Below are 15580 nucleotides of genomic sequence, written 5' to 3' on the forward strand. Positions count from 1 at the left end.
CGGGGCGCGGCCCCGTGCCGCGCCGCGCTCCGGGCGGCCCGGTCCCGCCCGGCCTTCGGGGCGGCGGGAGTCGGGGAGCCGGCGGTCAGACCCGGCCGAGCAGCTCCGCCGCCGAGGGCAGCTTCGGCTGCTCCTTGGGCGTCGCCGGAGTCCTCGGGGCGGGCGCGTGCTCGGCCAGGGCGTCCGCCGCGGCCTGGAGCAGCGGCAGCGCCATCAGCGCGCCGATGCCCTCGCCCATGGTGATCTCCTGCTCCTGCAGCGGCGTCAGGGTGAGCCGGTCGTAGGCCTTGGCCTGGGCCGGCTCGCCGGTGGATTGTCCGGCCCGCCACCACTCCGGCGCCCGGAACGCGATCCGCTGGGCGACCAGCGCGCAGGCCGCGGAGACCACGCCGTCCAGCACCACCGGGAGCTTGCGCACGGCGGCCTGCAGCAGGAAGCCGGTGATCGCCGCGAAGTCGGCGCCGCCGGTGGCGCCGAGCAGCGCCAGCTGGTCGCCGAGCACCGGCCGGGCCCGCCGCAGCGAGTCCCGGACGGTCGCGCACTTGACCATCCACACCCGGTCGTCGATGCCCGAGCCGCGCCCGGTCACCGCGGCCGCGTCCGTCCCGCAGAGCGCGCCGACCAGGACCGCCGCCACCGTGGTCGCGCCGACCCCGAGGTCGCCCAGGACCACCAGGTCGGTACCGGCGTCGGCCTCCTCGTCGGCGACGGCCATCCCGGCCCGGAAGGCCTTGGCCGTCTCCTCGGCGCTCAGCGCGTCCTCGACGTCGATCCGGCCGGAGCCGCGCCGCACCCGGTGCGCGACCACCTCGTCCGGGAAGTCGGACGGGTCCGCGTCGACCGCGACGTCCACCACCCGCACCTCGGCGCCGAAGCGCCGGGCGAGCAGGGCCACCGGCGCGGTGCCGTCCAGCACCGCCCGCACCCGGGCGGCCGTGCCGCCCTGCGCGGGCAGCCGGGACACCCCGAGGGCCGCCACCCCGTGGTCGGCGGCGAACAGCAGCACCTTGGGCGCCGACAGCGGCCGCACCGGGGAGCGCCCCTGTACGGACGACAGCCAACTGCCCAGCTCCTCCAGCCGGCCGAGCCCGCCGCGCGGCCGGTCCAGCGCCTGCCAGCGCTCCTCGGCGGCCCGCCGGGCGCTCTCGTCGGGGCGCTCGACGAGCGAGGAGAACGTATCGAGATCCACGGTCGTGTCCATCGGTCGGAAGGCTACACGCCGTAGATGGTCAGCCTGCGGCGGGCTTGACCGTCAGAACCTGCCCCGCCACGACGAGCAGCACACGCTCCGAGGCGTCGGCCACCGTCATGTTCAGCCGGCCCAGGGTGTCGCGGAAGCGGCGGCCCGAGGCGGTCGCCGGGACGACACCCATGCCCACCTCGTTGCTGACCGCGATCACCGGTCGCCGGGTCGCCGCCCAGGCCCGGGCCAGCCCCTCGCAGCGCCGCTGGACCGCCGCCTCACCCCCGTCCGCCCAGACCGCGTCGTCCCAGGCGTCGCACTCGTCCATCACCGCGGTCAGCCAGAGTGCCAGGCAGTCGATCAGTACCGGCGCCGGGTCGGCGGCGTCCGCCAGCACCGCCTCCAGGTCGCAGGTCTCGGTGGTGCGCCAGCTCGCCGGCCGCCGGTCGCGGTGCAGCGCGACCCGCTGCGCCCACTCGGTGTCGCCGTCCCGGGTGCCGCCGGTGGCCACGTACAACACGTCCTGGTACCGGGCGAGCAGCTGCTCGGCCCTGGTGGACTTGCCGGACCGGGCGCCGCCGAGGACCAGGGTGCGGGGGGGTGCGGGGTGGGCTGCCATGCGTCCATCCTGCCAAGTGGGCGCCGCGCAGCCCCGGTCGGGCCCGGACCGGCCGACAACGCGGCCCCGGCCAGGCATATCGAAGATCGGGCCGGGAAGGCTAAGAGCCTCCGACATCCCGGTGCCGGAGGCACTAAGGTGCGCAGCGCACAGGCAGTGCACAGGCAGCGCACAGGTCGTCAGTGGGAGGAAACCGGACATGGTCTGGACGTGGCGGTACGAGAAGGCGGACGGCACCGTGGTGGCCCCGAGCGGCGGCCAGGAGGAGGAGTTCGCCGGCCAGGGGGACGCCGAGACCTGGATCGGGGAGAGCTGGAAGCAGCTGGCCGAGGACGGCGTGGACACCGCGGTCCTGCTCGACGACGGCCGGGAGATCTACTCGATGAGCCTGCACGAGGCCTGAGCCGGCTGCTCCGCCGACCTGAAAGCCCGCGCGACGCGTCGGCACCGGGACAGACCGCCCCGGAGGCGAGCGCGCGAAACAGCGGCTACTTGGCCCCGAACACGTGCAGCAGCGCGGCGACCTGCCGGTACGGGTCGGTGCGACCGGCCCGCTCCTCGGCCTCCAGCAGCTGGGCCAGCTGCCGGCCGTCCACCGGCGGCGCCGCGTCGTCGGGCGCGTTGTCGGTGAAGACCCGCACGCCGTACCAGTGCCGCAGCGGCACGGACACCTCGGAGAGGGTGACGGCGAGGTCGGCGAGCCGGTCGGCCCGGGCGGCCAGCCCGAGCCGGTTGTAGTAGCGGTCGCTCTCGAACGCGTGCAGGGCGGCCCGCCAGTCCCCGGCGGCGGCGGGCCGCAGGGCCAGCGCGTCGCGGTTGCGGACCAGCAGCGAGAGCAGCCCGCCGGGGGCCAGCAGTCGGGCCAGCGAGGCGATCATCGGATCCGGGTCCGGCAGGTACATCAGGACGCCGTGGCAGAGCACCACGTCGAAGCTGCGCGGCCCGAACCAGCGGCCGCACTGGTGGCCGTCGCCGCTGAGCAGCTGCATCCGGCCGCGCACCTCGGGCGGCTCCTCGGCCAGCGCCCCCTGGGCGACGCCGAGCGCGACCGGATCGGAGTCGATCCCGGTGACGTAGTGGCCGGCCCGGGCCAGCCGCAGCGCCTGGGTGCCCTGGCCGCAGCCGATGTCCAGGACGCGCTGTTCGGCGCGGCCGGCCAACTGCTCGGCCAGCTGCCGGGCGACCAGCTCCTGCCGGACGAGGTTGCGCAGGCCGCCGAGGCGTTCCAGCCACGGGCCGGTGCCGCCGGCGAAGGAGCCGCTGCGCGAGGGCAGCCGGCGCTCCTGGGCGATCCGGTCGTGGCCGCCGTCGCCCTGGCCCGGAAGCGCGTACAGGCCGGGCCCCTCCCATGCGGGAGGGGCCCAGCCGGAGTCCACCGGTTCGGCGGTCAGGGCTTCTCTCCGCGCCGCACCTGCGGCTTGGGCAGGCGCAGCCGGCGCATCTGCAGGATGCGCATCAGGCCGTAGGCCACCGCACCGCGGGTGTTCTGGTCCGCGAACCGCTCGCCGAGCTGCTTGCGCAGACCGAAGCCGAGGCGGACGAAGTCCAGCACCACCAGCACGAAGAAGGCCAGGAAGAGCAGGGTGGAGAGCAGCTGGAGGGCCGGCACCTTGACGATGCTGAGGACCAGGATCACCACGGCGGCGGGCAGGAAGAACTCGGCGAGCGACCAGCGGGCGTCCACGTACTCGCGGGTGAACTTGCGCACCGGGCCCTTGTCACGGGCCGGCAGGTGCCGCTCGTCACCCTCCAGCAGCGCGGTGCGCTGCTTCTCGCGCTCGCTGCGCATCCGCTCGCGCGCCTGGCGGGAGGCCTCCTTGCGGTCCTTGGGCACGGTCACCCGGGTACGCCGGTTGGCCTCGGCCGCACTGCGCTTGGGCGTGGGCCGGCCCTTCTTCGCCTGCGGGTCGCGGGCCTGGGTCGTCTCGTCCTGCTTCTCCAGCACAGCGGCGGAGGCAGCGGCATCATCTGAACGGCGTCGGAACACACCCCCAGCGTACGGGGTGCGCGACCGCTTCCACGGGTGCCCTTGGACCCAAACGCATATCGATCGTGCCGGTCCGGGCCCGGAGCCGGGTTTGCGGGCGTCTTCCCGTAGGGGATCACACCGGCGGACGGTGGCTGGGATGAGGGGCGGATCCACCCCGGGGATGAGGCCGCCGCCGGGTCGCTGTAGCAGTCTTGTTGCAGGCAGGTGCACTGCGGCGACGGGCTCGCTGCACATACACTCGTCGTGTCTGGTAACGAGATAGATACCGCAGGCCGGAGAAGGGGGCACCCGAGGCCCATGAGCGACGGAATCATGAAGCGTATGGGGTTGATCTTCCGCTCCAAGGCGAACAAGGCCTTGGACCGGGCGGAGGATCCCCGTGAGACGCTCGACTACTCGTACCAGAAGCAGCTCGAACTGCTGCAGAAGGTACGTCGCGGCGTCGCGGACGTGGCCACCTCGCGCAAGCGTCTGGAGCTCCAGCTGACCCAGCTGCAGCAGCAGTCCGCCAAGTACGAGGACCAGGGCCGCAAGGCGCTCTCGCTCGGTCGGGAGGACCTCGCGCGCGAGGCCCTCACCCGCAAGGCGAACATGCAGTCCCAGATCACCGATCTGGAGGTGCAGTACCAGCAGCTCCAGGCGGAGGAGGAGAAGCTCACGCTCGCCTCCCAGCGGCTGCAGGCCAAGGTCGACGCCTTCCGCACCAAGAAGGAGACGATCAAGGCCACCTACACCGCGGCCCAGGCGCAGACCCGGATCGCCGAGTCCTTCTCCGGCATCTCCGAGGAGATGGGCGACGTCGGCCTGGCGATCCAGCGGGCCGAGGACAAGACCGCCCAGATGCAGGCCCGCGCGGGTGCGATCGACGAGCTGCTGGCCTCCGGCGCGCTCGACGACGCCAGCGGGCTCGGCCGCAAGGACGACATCGAGGCGGAGCTGGAGCGGGTCGCCGGTGGCTCGGACGTCGAGCTGGAGCTGGCCCGGATGAAGGCCGAGCTGACGGGTGGCTCGCCGGCTTCCGGTCCGCAGGCCATCGAGCCGGGCGCGGCGCAGCCGCAGGACGCCCGGCCGGACAACCCGCGGATCAACTACAACAAGTGACCTGAGCTTCACCCCACTGAACCAGGGAGACGCGAGGCATGATCATGAGGGTCATGGGCGAGGGCCAGTTCGAGGTGGGCGACGCCCATCTGAACCGGCTGAACGAGCTCGACGACGAGCTTCTCGCCGCACTGGAGTCGGGGGACGAAGAGCATTTCCGTCGAGCGCTCGGGGAGCTGCTGGGCGCCGTCAAGGAGCTCGGCACCCCGTTGCCGGACACCTCGCTGGAGCCCTCCGACCTGATCCTCCCCGATGCCGACTCGACGATCGACCAGGTTCGGCAGCTGCTGCGGGCCGAGGGTGACGGCCTGATCCCCGGCTTCCCCGAGTAGCAGCCGTCTCGCGCCAGACGAAAGGGCGGGCCCCTCCGGTACGGAGGAGCCCGCCCTTCGTCGTGCGGCGCGGGCTACGGCAGGGCGAGCATCCGGTCCAGCGCCGCCTTGGCGTACTTCTCGGTCTCCGGGTCGACCCGGATCACGTTCGGCACCCGGCCCTCGACCAGCGACTCCAGCGCCCAGACCAGGTGCGGCAGGTCGATCCGGTTCATCGTGGAGCAGAAGCAGACCGCCCGGTCCAGGAAGACGACCTCCTTGTCCGGGTGCGCCTTGGCGAGGCGGCGGACGAGGTTGAGCTCGGTGCCGATGGCCCACTTGGAGCCGGGCTCGGCGGCGTCCAGCGCCTTGATGATGTACTCGGTCGAGCCCACCATGTCGGCGGCCGCGACGACCTCGTGCTTGCACTCGGGGTGCACCAGCACGGTGACGCCCGGGATGCGCTCGCGGACGTCGTTGACCGAGTCCAGCGAGAACCGGCCGTGCACCGAGCAGTGGCCCCGCCAGAGGATCATCTTGGCGTTCCGCAGCTGCTCGGCGGTCAGGCCGCCGCCCGGCTTGTGCGGGTTGTAGAGCACGCAGTCGTCCAGCGAGAAGCCCATCTCGCGCACCGCGGTGTTGCGCCCCAGGTGCTGGTCGGGCAGGAAGAGCACCTTCTGCCCCTGCTCGAAGGCCCACTCCAGGGCCCGCTGGGCGTTGGACGAGGTGCAGATGGTGCCGCCGTGCTTGCCGGTGAAGGCCTTGATGTCGGCGGAGGAGTTCATGTACGAGACCGGGACGGTGACGTCGGCTATGCCGGCGTCGGTCAGGACGTCCCAGCACTCGGCGACCTGCTCGGCGGTGGCCATGTCGGCCATCGAACAGCCGGCCGCGAGGTCCGGCAGGACGACCTGCTGGGCGTCACCGGTGAGGATGTCCGCGGACTCGGCCATGAAGTGCACGCCGCAGAAGACGATGTACTCGGCCTCCGGACGGGCGGCCGCGTCACGCGCGAGCTTGAAGGAGTCGCCGGTGACGTCGGCGAACTCGATCACCTCGTCGCGCTGGTAGTGGTGGCCGAGGATGAAGACGCGCTCTCCGAGCGCCTCCTTGGCGGCCCGGGCGCGGGCGACCAGGTCCGGGTCGGAGGCGGCGGGAAGGTCGCCGGGGCACTCGACGCCGCGCTCGCTGTTCGGGTCGGCCTCACGGCCGAGCAGCAGCAGAGCGAGCGGCGTCGGAGTGGGGTCGACGCCGTAGGTCTCGGTGATGGTGGTGGTCACGGGCGGGTGCCCTTCTGTGCGGCCGATCAGTCGGTGCAGCCTTCTCGTCTATCTGACGTTATCTATGATAACCGCTTAGCGTCAGACTGACGATGGCCATCCTGTCGATGTGACGAGAACCGCTCGCCGCTTTGGACCCGTTCGGTGGCGCCGGAAGCACGATACGGCGAGGTCCGGCGTGGCCGAATCGAAATCCGGACCGGGCCGGGTTTGGCTGGGTCCATGAAGGCAATCGCGATCCGCCGCTACGGCGGCCCCGAGGTGGTCGAGTACCTCGACCTGCCGGACCCCAAGGTCGGGCCGGACTCGGTACTGGTGGAGGTCAGGGCGGCCGGGGTGAACCCGGTGGACTGGAGGATCCGGGACGGCGGCCTGGCCGGTCTGCTGGACGCCCACTTCCCCCTGGTGATGGGCTGGGACGCGGCCGGGGTGGTCCGGGCGGTCGGTGGCGGGGTGACCGAGTTCGCGCCCGGCGACGAGGTCTACGGCTACGTGCGCAAGGACTCCGTCGAGCACGGCACCTACGCCGAGTTGGTCGCCGCACCCGTCCGTACGCTGGCCCGCAGGCCCGCGGCCCTGGACTGGGCGCAGAGCGGCGGCCTCCCGCTGGCCGGGCTCACCGCCCTGCAGAGCCTGCGGGCGCTGCGGGTGCGGGCGGGCGACACCGTGCTGGTGCACGCCGCCGCGGGCGGGGTCGGCCACCTGGCCGTGCAGATCGCCAGGGCGTTCGGTGCCCGGGTGATCGGTACCGCGGGCGTGCGCAACCACGACTACCTGCGCGGCCTCGGCGCCGAGCCGGTCGCCCACGGCGAGGGCCTGGCCGAGCGGGTCCGGGCGCTGGCGCCCGGCGGTGTGGACGCGGCCCTCGACCTGGTCGGCGGCGGGGCCGTCGACGTCTCGGCCACCCTGGTCGCGGACCCGTCCCGGATCGCCTCCGTCACCGACTACCGGGTGAAGGCGCTCGGTGGCCACTACGTCTGGGTCCGCCCCGATGCCGCCGGGCTGGGCGAGCTGGCCGCGCTCGCCGACGACGGCCGGCTCACCGTCACCGTCGCCTCCACCTTCCCGCTCGCGCAGGCCGGCTCCGCCCAGGCACTCAGCGCCGAGGGCCGGACCCGGGGGAAGATCGTCCTCCTGGTCGGTTGAGACCGCCGGACCGGGAAAGGACCCCGATCCGTCATCTGTCAGCGGTGGACTCGGTCCTGTCATCCGCCAGAATGGTGCAGAACCGTTTCGGCGGCTGTCGCCCCCGCCGACCCCGTACGACCTGTGGAGCCCCGCACCGATGACCAGCAGTCGAGCACACGAGACGGTCGGGGCCGACCTCGACGAGACCGATCGTCTCCTGCTCGCCCGGCTGGGAAGCGACGGCCGGGCCTCGTACGCCGAGATCGGCCTGCAGGTGAACCTCTCCGCCACCGCCGTCCGTCGCCGGATCGACCGGCTGCGGGCGCGCGGGGTGGTCCGCGGCTTCACCGTCGTCCTCGACCCCTCGGTGCTCGGCTGGCAGACCGAGGCCTTCGTCGAGGTCTACTGCCGCGAGCGGACCGCCCCCGAGGAGATCCTGGCGAGCCTGCGCCAGTTCCCCGAGGTGGTCGCCGCCTGGACGGTCACCGGCGACCCCGACGCCCTGGTCCATCTGCGGGCCGCCGACATGCGGCACCTGGAGGCCGTGATCGAGCGCATCCGGCGGGAGCCCGGTGTCCAGCGCAGCCGCTCCTCCGTGGTGCTGTCCCAGCTCATCGGCTGATCCGAACGGTCCAGTCCGGTCCCGCGAGGGGCCGCTCGGCCCCGGCCCGGGCCCGCCCCGGGGCGGGCGCAGGAATCCTGCGCACGCCCCGGCGAAGACGCTCGAATCCTGCCTGACCAGCCGCGTTCGGACGCGCGGCGAAGGCCCTGCGCTGCCTAGGCTGATCACAACCGGCGGAGCGGTGAGACGTCCCGCGCCGCCGGCCCTCCCCCCGACACCCCACAGCCGAGAGGGACCCCCGTGTCCGCAGCCCCCGACCGCATGCACCGGCCCGACAACGAGCTGGTCGACCTGGTATTCGACTACATGCGGGAGCGGCTGCAGTACGACCCCGTCCCGCTCGACCACCCCGGCGACGGCGAGCACCTGCGCACCCAGCTGGCCGGCCTGCTCAACCCGGACGGCAACGACCCGGCCGACGTGCTGAAGCTCTACGACCACGAGCTCTCCCGTGCGGTGATCTCCGCCGACAGCCCGCGCTACCTCTCGTTCATCCCGTGCGCGCCGACCAAGGCCGCGCTGCTCTTCGACATGGTCGTCTCGTGCGCCTCCCTCCAGGGCATCTCCTGGCTGGAGGCGGCCGGCGCCATCGCCGCCGAGAACCAGGTGCTGCGCCTGATCGCGGACCGGGCCGCAATGCCCGAGTCGGCCGGCGGCACCTTCGTCTCCGGCGGTTCGGCCGGCAACCTCTCCGCCCTGGTGGTCGCCCGCGACACCGCCCGCCGCCGACTCGGCGTCGGGCCGGAGGCCCGGCTGCGGATCGCCGTCGCCGACCAGGTGCACTCCTCGGTCAAGAACACCTTCAACATCATCGGCGTCGAGGCCTTCAAGGTCCCCACCGTCGACCGCCGCTTCACCGGTGAGGCGCTGCGCGCCGCCCTGGCCGCCGACCCGAACCCCGAGACGGTGATCGCCGTCGTCGGCACGGCCGGCACCACCAACGAGGGCATCATCGACGACCTCCAGGGCCTCTCCGAGGTGGCCCGCGAGCGCGACCTCTGGTTCCACGTGGACGGCGCCTACGGCGGCGCGGGCCTGTTCGCCCCCTCCGTCCGGGCCCGCTACAACGGCATCGAGCACGCCGACTCCTTCGTGGTGGACCCGCACAAGTGGCTGTTCGCCCCCTTCGACTGCGCCGCCCTGATCTACCGCAACCCGCAGCTCGCCCGCGCCGTGCACACCCAGGACGCGTCCTACCTGGACGTGCTGCACACCGAGGGCGACGAGTGGAACCCCACCGACTACGCCTACCACCTGACCCGGCGCGCCCGCGGCCTGCCGCTCTGGTTCTCGCTGGCCGTGCACGGCACCCAGGCCTACACCGACGCCATCGAGACCGGCCTCACCCTGGCCCGCGACACCGCCCAGCTGATCCGCGACACCGAGCACCTGGAGCTGCTGTTCGACCCGCAGCTCTCCGCGGTCTGCTTCAAGCGCACCGGCTGGACCAACGACGACTACTACCGCTGGTCGCAGCAGCTGCTCGCGGACCAGATCGGGTTCGTCACCCCGACCGGCTGGGACGGCGAGACGGTCGCCCGCTTCGCCTTCCTGCACCCGGGCACGACCATGGAGATGGTCCGGGAGATCCTGGAGACGATGATCTGAGGCCCCTTCGCCGCCGGGGGCCGGCGGGGCCGGGGCCGGTGGGACGGGCCCGGGGACGGCGCTGCGGGTAGGTGCGGCCGTCCTGAGCGTTCCCGTCGAACCCCCGCCGGGTGTGCCCGGCGGGGGTTCGACGTCTACAGCAGGGCGCCGTTGGGCAGGTAGGGCGCCGGCGGGCGCATCCCGCGCAGTCCCAGGTAGCCCCGGGTCCCCGGGGTCAGACCCACCTCCAGGCCGACGTCCAGCGCCCACTCCTGCTCGGCGGTCAGGTACTCCACCCGGGCCTCCACGCCGTCCGGCACCCGGGCCAGCGCCTCGCGCAGCAGCCGGGCGGCGATCCGCTTCGAGGTCGCGGCCAGCAGCTTCACCTCGCCGCCGTCCCGGTAGCAGTAGCCGCTGCCGGCCAGCGCGTCGGCGATCAGCAGTTCCTCGCAGTGGGCCAGCATCAGCTCGTGGTCCGGCCCGTGCGCGGCCCCGCGCAGCCGCCGGTCCACCGAGTCCAGCAGGTGCCGGTGGGTGGCGTTGCCGGGGTGCACCGGGATGTCCCCGGGGTCGAGCAGCCCGGCTCGGTCCACCTGCCCGGTCAGCGTCATGGCCGGGTGCAGGGTGAACCCGGCCAGCCGGTACCGGCGGGCGGCCGCCGGGGACGGCGAGGCGCAGAGCATCCCGCGCAGGCAGCCGCGCCCGTACGCGGCGGCCCGCTCCAGCAGGAGCCGTCCGAGCCCCTGGCCCTGAGCCTCGGGCCGCACCACGAGCAGCGCCAGGATCCAGAGGCCCTCGCGGCGCAGCGACAGCACCGCGCCGACCGGCTCGCCGTCGCTCTCCGCCAGCCAGCAGCCCTGCTGGTCGGTGCGGACGAGGTGTCTGATCCGGGCCAGCCGGCGGACCGGCGACCGGTCCTGCTCGGCCGTGCCGGGGGAGTCGGCGAGCGAGGCGAACGAGGCGCGGGCGATGTGCTGGACGGCCTCCGCGTCGGCGGCGGTGTCCTGGACCAGGCGCAGGATCATGGCCACCATCCTGGCCGCCGCGGTGTCCGCCCGGGGCCGGTTCGGCCGGATCGGCGGTCGAGGCGGTGTCCGACCCGCGCGGGTTGTGCGAGCATGGGGAGCGTAGGGGAGCGGGTGGTACACCCGGCCCACGAAAACATTCCGCCGCCGAAAGCCGCCGAAAACACACCGCCGTCCGGGAAATGAATCCGGACGGCCGTTGGTTGGCACTGGCGGCAGACCGTCGTCAAGACCGGGAGAAAGCAGATGACCGTCCAGGACGAGACCACCGTCGAGAGTGGCATCCTCCTTACCGATGCCGCCGCGGCCAAGGTCAAGGGCCTGCTGGAGCAGGAGGGCCGCGACGACCTTGCGCTGCGCGTTGCCGTCCAGCCCGGTGGTTGCTCCGGCCTGCGTTACCAGCTGTTCTTCGACGAGCGCTCGCTCGACGGTGACGTGCTCAAGGACTTCAACGGTGTCAAGGTCGTCACCGACCGGATGAGCGCCCCGTACCTCGGCGGCGCCACCGTCGACTTCGTGGACACCATCGAGAAGCAGGGCTTCACGATCGACAACCCGAACGCCACGGGCTCCTGCGCCTGCGGCGACTCGTTCAGCTAGTCGGCAGACGGCGAAGGCGGCCCCGGATCCTCCGGGGCCGCCTTCGCCGTTTCCGCGGCCCTACTGCCCGCTGATCTCCGGGCCGGCCGGGTCCGGTCCGACGTGCGGGTCGCTCTCCAGCGGCACCGGCTGGCCGGTCGCGAGGTCCGTCACCGCCCGGCCCATCAGCGGCTGCTTCAGCTCGGCCGTCACCGTCTGCCGCTTGGCCAGCTCGGCGCAGGCCTGCCCGGCCGGCATCGGTGCCGCCACCGCGACCCGGACGTCCACCCGCCCGGGCTTGGACTCGTCCACCTTCAGCGCGTACTTCTCGCAGATCCCGCCGTAGAACCAGACCGTCAGCTTGGAGGCGTCCACCCGGTAGGTGATCGCGGGGTGGACCGGCTGCCCGTTCGGCGCCGGCTCGCCGACCGCGATGCCCGGGGGAGTGGGCGCCGGTGTGGGTGTCTGCGCCGGGCCCGTGCCCGGCGCTGGGCCGGTCGGCCGGGGATCGGGGCTGCTCGCCGCCGGATCGGCCGGCGGGGTCGACACCGGTGGCGAGGCCGTGGCGGGGTCCGTCGGCGCGGCCGAGGAGGTCGCGGAAGTCGAGGCACCGGGGGAGGCCGTCGCACTCGTCGTCGGCTGCGCCGAGCCGGACGCCGAATCCGCGGCCGACTTGCCGTCGCCGTCACCACATCCGGCCAGCGCGGCCGCCGCCAGCAGCAGACCCGCCAGCGCCGCCGCCCGCCGTCCGCGCGGCCGGCCGGCCCGTGCTCCACCGGTACGCCGGGGCATCGTCTCCAGATCCATCTGAACATCCTCCCGAGGGTTCAGCGGCGCCGCCCCGACGGCCGCACCGCGCGGATGTGACGTGCCTCGGACGAATCCGGTTCCCGCTCTCCCGCGGGCCGCCCCCGGGTGGGATCACATACCGTATTCGGCCATTCCCGCGACCAGCCGCTGCGCCCCGGACGGCACGCTGATGCCGATCCGGGCGGGTGCGCTGGGCTCGGGGCCGGTCGCCAGCAGCGGCCAGAAGCGGCGCAGCTGCCGGGAGGAGTCCACCAGCGCGTCCAGGGTCTCGCCGTCGGCGTCGCCCCGCAGGGCGGGCGGAACACGCAACGGGTGGTGACTTGGCATCATCGGGCATCGCTCCGATCCACGGTGCCGCGGCCGCACTGCCACGGCTCGGTCAGGGCCGTTCCGGCCCCTGCCAGCGACCCTAGGCCGCCCCTCCGGCCCCCACCAGAGCTACCCGGGGGTAGTACACGTTCGACGGTGGCCGGTGCCAATACAGGCGGTCTTGCTGTCGCCCGGCCCCCGCCCGGTACCGTGGGTGGGTTCCGCCCCTTGCTTTCTTTGTGGCCATGCCGCCCTCCTGAGGAGACTTCCCGTGCGTATCGCCGTCGCCGGTTCGATCGCGACCGACCACCTGATGACGTTCCCCGGTCGGTTCTCCGACCAGCTCGTCGCCGAGCAGCTGCACACCGTGTCGCTGTCCTTCCTGGTCGACACCCTCGACATCCGTCGCGGTGGTGTCGCGCCGAACATCGCGTTCGGTATGGGTGTCCTCGGCCTGAGCCCGATCCTGGTCGGCGCCGCAGGCGCGGACTTCGGCGAGTACCGCAGCTGGCTGGAGCGCAACAACGTGGACTGCCAGTCGGTCCACATCTCCGAGACCCGCCACACCGCCCGTTTCATGTGCACCACGGACGAGGACCACAACCAGATCGCCTCGTTCTACACCGGCGCCATGGCCGAGGCCCGCAACATCGAGCTCAAGCCGATCGCCGACCGCGTCGGCGGCCTGGACCTCGTGCTGATCGGCGCCGACGACCCGCAGGGCATGGTCCGCCACACCCAGGAGTGCCGGACCCGCGGCTACGCCTTCGCCGCCGACCCGTCCCAGCAGCTGGCCCGCCTGGACGGCGAGGACATCCGCGAGATCGTCGACGGCGCCGCGTACCTGTTCACCAACGAGTACGAGGCCGCGCTGATCGAGACCAAGACCGGCTGGGACGCCGAGGAGATCCTGACCCGGGTGGGCACCCGGATCACCACCCTCGGCAGCAAGGGCGTCCGGATCGACCGCAAGGGCGAGTCCCCGGTGGTGGTCGGCTGCGCGCCCGAGGAGGCCAAGGTCGACCCGACCGGCGTCGGCGACGCCTTCCGGGCCGGTTTCCTGGCGGGCCTCTCCTGGGAGCTGGAGCTGGAGCGCTCGGCCCAGCTCGGCTGCATGCTCGCGACCCTGGTGATCGAGACCGTCGGCACCCAGGAGTACGAGCTGCGCCCGCTCGCCTTCCTGCAGCGCTTCGAGGCCGCCTACGGCGCCGAGGCCGCGGCCGACGTCCGGGCACACCTGGTCAAGTAGCCCGCCCGGCGCACCCGCTCAGGCGGTGCGCCGCACCAGGTAGGCCGAGCCCCGGTCGCCGCCGAAGTCGGCGGCCGGGGCCTCGCCCAGGTACTCCTGGCCGCGCATCCCGCACCAGGCCGGGATGTCCAGCCGGGCCGCCTCGTCGTCGGCCAGCACCGCGACCGTCCCGCCGGCCGGCACCTCACCGATCCGCTTGGCGAGCTCGATCACCGGCAGCGGGCACCGCTTGCCGAGGGCGTCGATCACCAGGGCGTCGATCACCGGGGCCGGTCGGCCCGCCGGTGCCGGCTCCGGCAGCGACAGGTCCAGCCCGAGCGGGGCGCGGACCCGGGCCACCACTTCCGGCAGCACCTGGAGGAACCGTTCGACGTCCGCCCCGGCCGCGCCGAACGGCAGCGAGACCCGGACGTTGCCCTCGGTGAGCACGCCCATCGCCGCCAGCACGTGGCTCGGCGTCAGGGTGGAGGAGGTGCAGGACGAACCGGAGGAGACGGCGAAGCCGGCCCGGTCCAGCTCGGTCAGCAGCACTTCGCCGTCGACGTACAGGCAGGAGAAGGTGACGAGGTGCGGCAGCCGCCGCACCGGGTCGCCGACCACCTCCACCTCGGGCACGGTCTGCGGCACCCGGGCCCGGATCCGCTCGACCAGGGCGTGCAGCCGGGCGTTCTCCCGCTCGGCCTCGGCCCGCACCGCCCGCAGCGAGGCGGCCGCGGCCACGATCGCCGGGACGTTGACGAAGCCCGGCACCCGGCCGCCCTCGCGCTCGTCGGCCGGCAGCGGTGAGGAGTACCGGACCCCCTTGCGCACCGCCAGGACACCGACCCCGGCCGGGCCGCCCCACTTGTGCGCACTGGCCGTCAGCAGCGACCAGCCGCCCGGGACGTCCACCCGCCCGGCGCTCTGCGCGGCGTCCACCAGCAGCGGGACGTCACCGCAGAGCTCGGCCACCTCGGCCACCGGCTGGACCGTGCCCACCTCGTGGTTGGCCGACTGCAGCACGGCGAGCGCGGTGTCCGGCCGCAGCGCCGCGGCGAACTCCTCCGGCGCGACCCGTCCGTACCGGTCGACCGGTACCACGCTCGTCTCCCCGCCGGCCGCCTCGTGCCGCTCCGCGGTGTGCAGCACGCTGGAGTGCTCGACCGCGGAGTGGACCAGGTGCGCGCCGTGGCGCCGGCGGCCCGCCAGCGCGCCGAGCACGCCCAACTGGACGGCCTGCGTCCCGCCGGCGGTGAAGGAGATCTCGTCGGCCCGGGTGCCGAGCACCTCGGCGACCGTCTCGCGGGCGGCGTCCAGCAGCATCCGGGCCTGCCGCCCGGCGCGGTAGAGCCGCGCGGGATCGGCCCACCCCTCGTCCAGGGCGGCGGTCAGTGCCTGCCGCGCGACGGGGTGGAGCGGGGCCGTGGACGCCACATCGAAGTACACGGTCACATTTAACGACACTCCCGGGCGTGTTCCGGCCTCCGACCACCGCTCACCGGCCGTCAGTCGATCAACCCGAATGTCCGATTCGTCCGCGTCCGACGGACCGTCACCCACGTTGTCCGAGCTCATCCCCCGATCGGGCGTACGGACCTCTAATGCCTACGATGACCTGCGGCGCAGCCCTTGCGGGGCCTGATCGGGCGACCGGGCGGCGCGTTACCGGGACCTGCCCGTCAGCAGCGCATAAGGCTGGAGTAGGGTTTGGCCCGCATAAGCATTCAAACCGTGCCCGTGGACGGGTCGCCGGGGAGGCTCACAATCCTCCGCGGGGCGACGCGAAGGCGGGCGAGACTTCGGGAAGG

16 protein-coding genes and 1 pseudogene are annotated in these 15580 nt (G+C 73.3%); 8 read left to right on the plus strand and 9 right to left on the minus strand.

What is annotated here, in order from left to right; all coding sequences use genetic code 11:
• Positions 1-85: 85 nt before the first annotated feature.
• On the minus strand, positions 86-1201 hold the full coding sequence (locus tag AB0J08_RS06770; RefSeq protein ID WP_360627984.1) for a nicotinate-nucleotide--dimethylbenzimidazole phosphoribosyltransferase: 1116 nt from the start codon (positions 1199-1201) through the stop codon (positions 86-88).
• 28 nt (positions 1202-1229) lie between these two features.
• A pseudogene (cobU, locus tag AB0J08_RS06775) lies at positions 1230-1784 on the minus strand (bifunctional adenosylcobinamide kinase/adenosylcobinamide-phosphate guanylyltransferase); the annotation flags it as partial.
• A gap of 217 nt (positions 1785-2001) precedes the next feature.
• Here cobU and AB0J08_RS06780 point away from each other — a divergent pair.
• The gene (locus tag AB0J08_RS06780) at positions 2002-2205 is read left to right on the plus strand and encodes a hypothetical protein (RefSeq protein ID WP_329487330.1); all 204 of its coding nucleotides are present in this window, start codon (positions 2002-2004) and stop codon (positions 2203-2205) included.
• 85 nt (positions 2206-2290) lie between these two features.
• Here the strand turns inward: AB0J08_RS06780 and AB0J08_RS06785 are convergent, their stop codons facing one another.
• Both AB0J08_RS06785 and AB0J08_RS06790 read right to left on the minus strand, forming a co-directional pair.
• A complete protein-coding gene (locus AB0J08_RS06785; RefSeq protein ID WP_360628268.1) occupies positions 2291-2989 on the minus strand; it encodes a methyltransferase domain-containing protein in 699 nt (232 codons plus the stop codon).
• Positions 2990-3189: 200 nt separating this feature from the next.
• Positions 3190-3789, minus strand: a complete 600-nt coding sequence (locus AB0J08_RS06790) for a DUF3043 domain-containing protein (RefSeq protein ID WP_360627987.1) — start codon at positions 3787-3789, stop codon at positions 3190-3192.
• 300 nt (positions 3790-4089) lie between these two features.
• Here AB0J08_RS06790 and AB0J08_RS06795 point away from each other — a divergent pair, with 300 nt between their 5' ends.
• Entirely contained in the window at positions 4090-4893 is an 804-nt protein-coding gene (locus tag AB0J08_RS06795) for a PspA/IM30 family protein (RefSeq protein WP_360627990.1), read from the plus strand.
• 38 nt (positions 4894-4931) lie between these two features.
• Positions 4932-5225, plus strand: a complete 294-nt coding sequence (locus AB0J08_RS06800) for a hypothetical protein (protein ID WP_360627993.1) — start codon at positions 4932-4934, stop codon at positions 5223-5225.
• 74 nt (positions 5226-5299) lie between these two features.
• On the opposite strand, the gene nadA is transcribed toward AB0J08_RS06800, so the two are convergent.
• Entirely contained in the window at positions 5300-6484 is a 1185-nt protein-coding gene (nadA, locus tag AB0J08_RS06805) for a quinolinate synthase NadA (RefSeq protein WP_360627996.1), read from the minus strand.
• Between the two features lie 222 nt (positions 6485-6706).
• Here nadA and AB0J08_RS06810 point away from each other — a divergent pair, with 222 nt between their 5' ends.
• The 3 genes from AB0J08_RS06810 (at position 6707) to AB0J08_RS06820 (ending at position 9842) form a co-directional block, all read left to right on the plus strand.
• Entirely contained in the window at positions 6707-7630 is a 924-nt protein-coding gene (locus tag AB0J08_RS06810) for an NADP-dependent oxidoreductase (RefSeq protein ID WP_360627999.1), read from the plus strand.
• 139 nt (positions 7631-7769) lie between these two features.
• Complete coding sequence (locus AB0J08_RS06815) at positions 7770-8234, plus strand: Lrp/AsnC family transcriptional regulator (protein ID WP_360628002.1); 465 nt, start codon at positions 7770-7772, stop codon at positions 8232-8234.
• A 240-nt stretch (positions 8235-8474) separates the two neighbouring features.
• Positions 8475-9842 carry a pyridoxal-dependent decarboxylase gene (locus tag AB0J08_RS06820; protein WP_360628006.1) on the plus strand — a complete coding sequence of 456 codons (1368 nt, stop codon included), beginning with the start codon at positions 8475-8477 and terminating at the stop codon, positions 9840-9842.
• A gap of 134 nt (positions 9843-9976) precedes the next feature.
• Here AB0J08_RS06820 and AB0J08_RS06825 read toward each other — a convergent pair whose 3' ends face one another.
• Positions 9977-10846: a GNAT family N-acetyltransferase gene (locus AB0J08_RS06825; protein WP_360628009.1), complete on the minus strand. Its 870-nt coding sequence runs from the start codon at positions 10844-10846 to the stop codon at positions 9977-9979.
• Positions 10847-11092: 246 nt separating this feature from the next.
• Here AB0J08_RS06825 and erpA point away from each other — a divergent pair, with 246 nt between their 5' ends.
• Positions 11093-11446, plus strand: coding sequence for an iron-sulfur cluster insertion protein ErpA (gene erpA, locus AB0J08_RS06830; RefSeq protein ID WP_329487322.1), 354 nt, complete (start codon positions 11093-11095; stop codon positions 11444-11446).
• A gap of 60 nt (positions 11447-11506) precedes the next feature.
• Here erpA and AB0J08_RS06835 read toward each other — a convergent pair whose 3' ends face one another.
• Together AB0J08_RS06835 and AB0J08_RS06840 are read right to left on the minus strand one after the other, a co-directional pair.
• Positions 11507-12232 carry a hypothetical protein gene (locus AB0J08_RS06835; protein WP_360628012.1) on the minus strand — a complete coding sequence of 242 codons (726 nt, stop codon included), beginning with the start codon at positions 12230-12232 and terminating at the stop codon, positions 11507-11509.
• A gap of 114 nt (positions 12233-12346) precedes the next feature.
• Positions 12347-12544, minus strand: coding sequence for a hypothetical protein (locus AB0J08_RS06840; protein WP_360628015.1), 198 nt, complete (start codon positions 12542-12544; stop codon positions 12347-12349).
• 271 nt (positions 12545-12815) lie between these two features.
• Here AB0J08_RS06840 and AB0J08_RS06845 point away from each other — a divergent pair, with 271 nt between their 5' ends.
• A complete protein-coding gene (locus AB0J08_RS06845; RefSeq protein WP_360628018.1) occupies positions 12816-13793 on the plus strand; it encodes a carbohydrate kinase family protein in 978 nt (325 codons plus the stop codon).
• Positions 13794-13811: 18 nt separating this feature from the next.
• On the opposite strand, the gene AB0J08_RS06850 is transcribed toward AB0J08_RS06845, so the two are convergent.
• Entirely contained in the window at positions 13812-15218 is a 1407-nt protein-coding gene (locus tag AB0J08_RS06850; protein WP_360628021.1) for an aminotransferase class V-fold PLP-dependent enzyme, read from the minus strand.
• Between the last annotated feature and the right edge of the window lie 362 nt (positions 15219-15580).

It is taken from the genome of Kitasatospora sp. NPDC050463 (genome assembly GCF_040655255.1).
In the GTDB taxonomy this organism is placed as follows: Bacteria; Actinomycetota; Actinomycetes; order Streptomycetales; family Streptomycetaceae; genus Kitasatospora.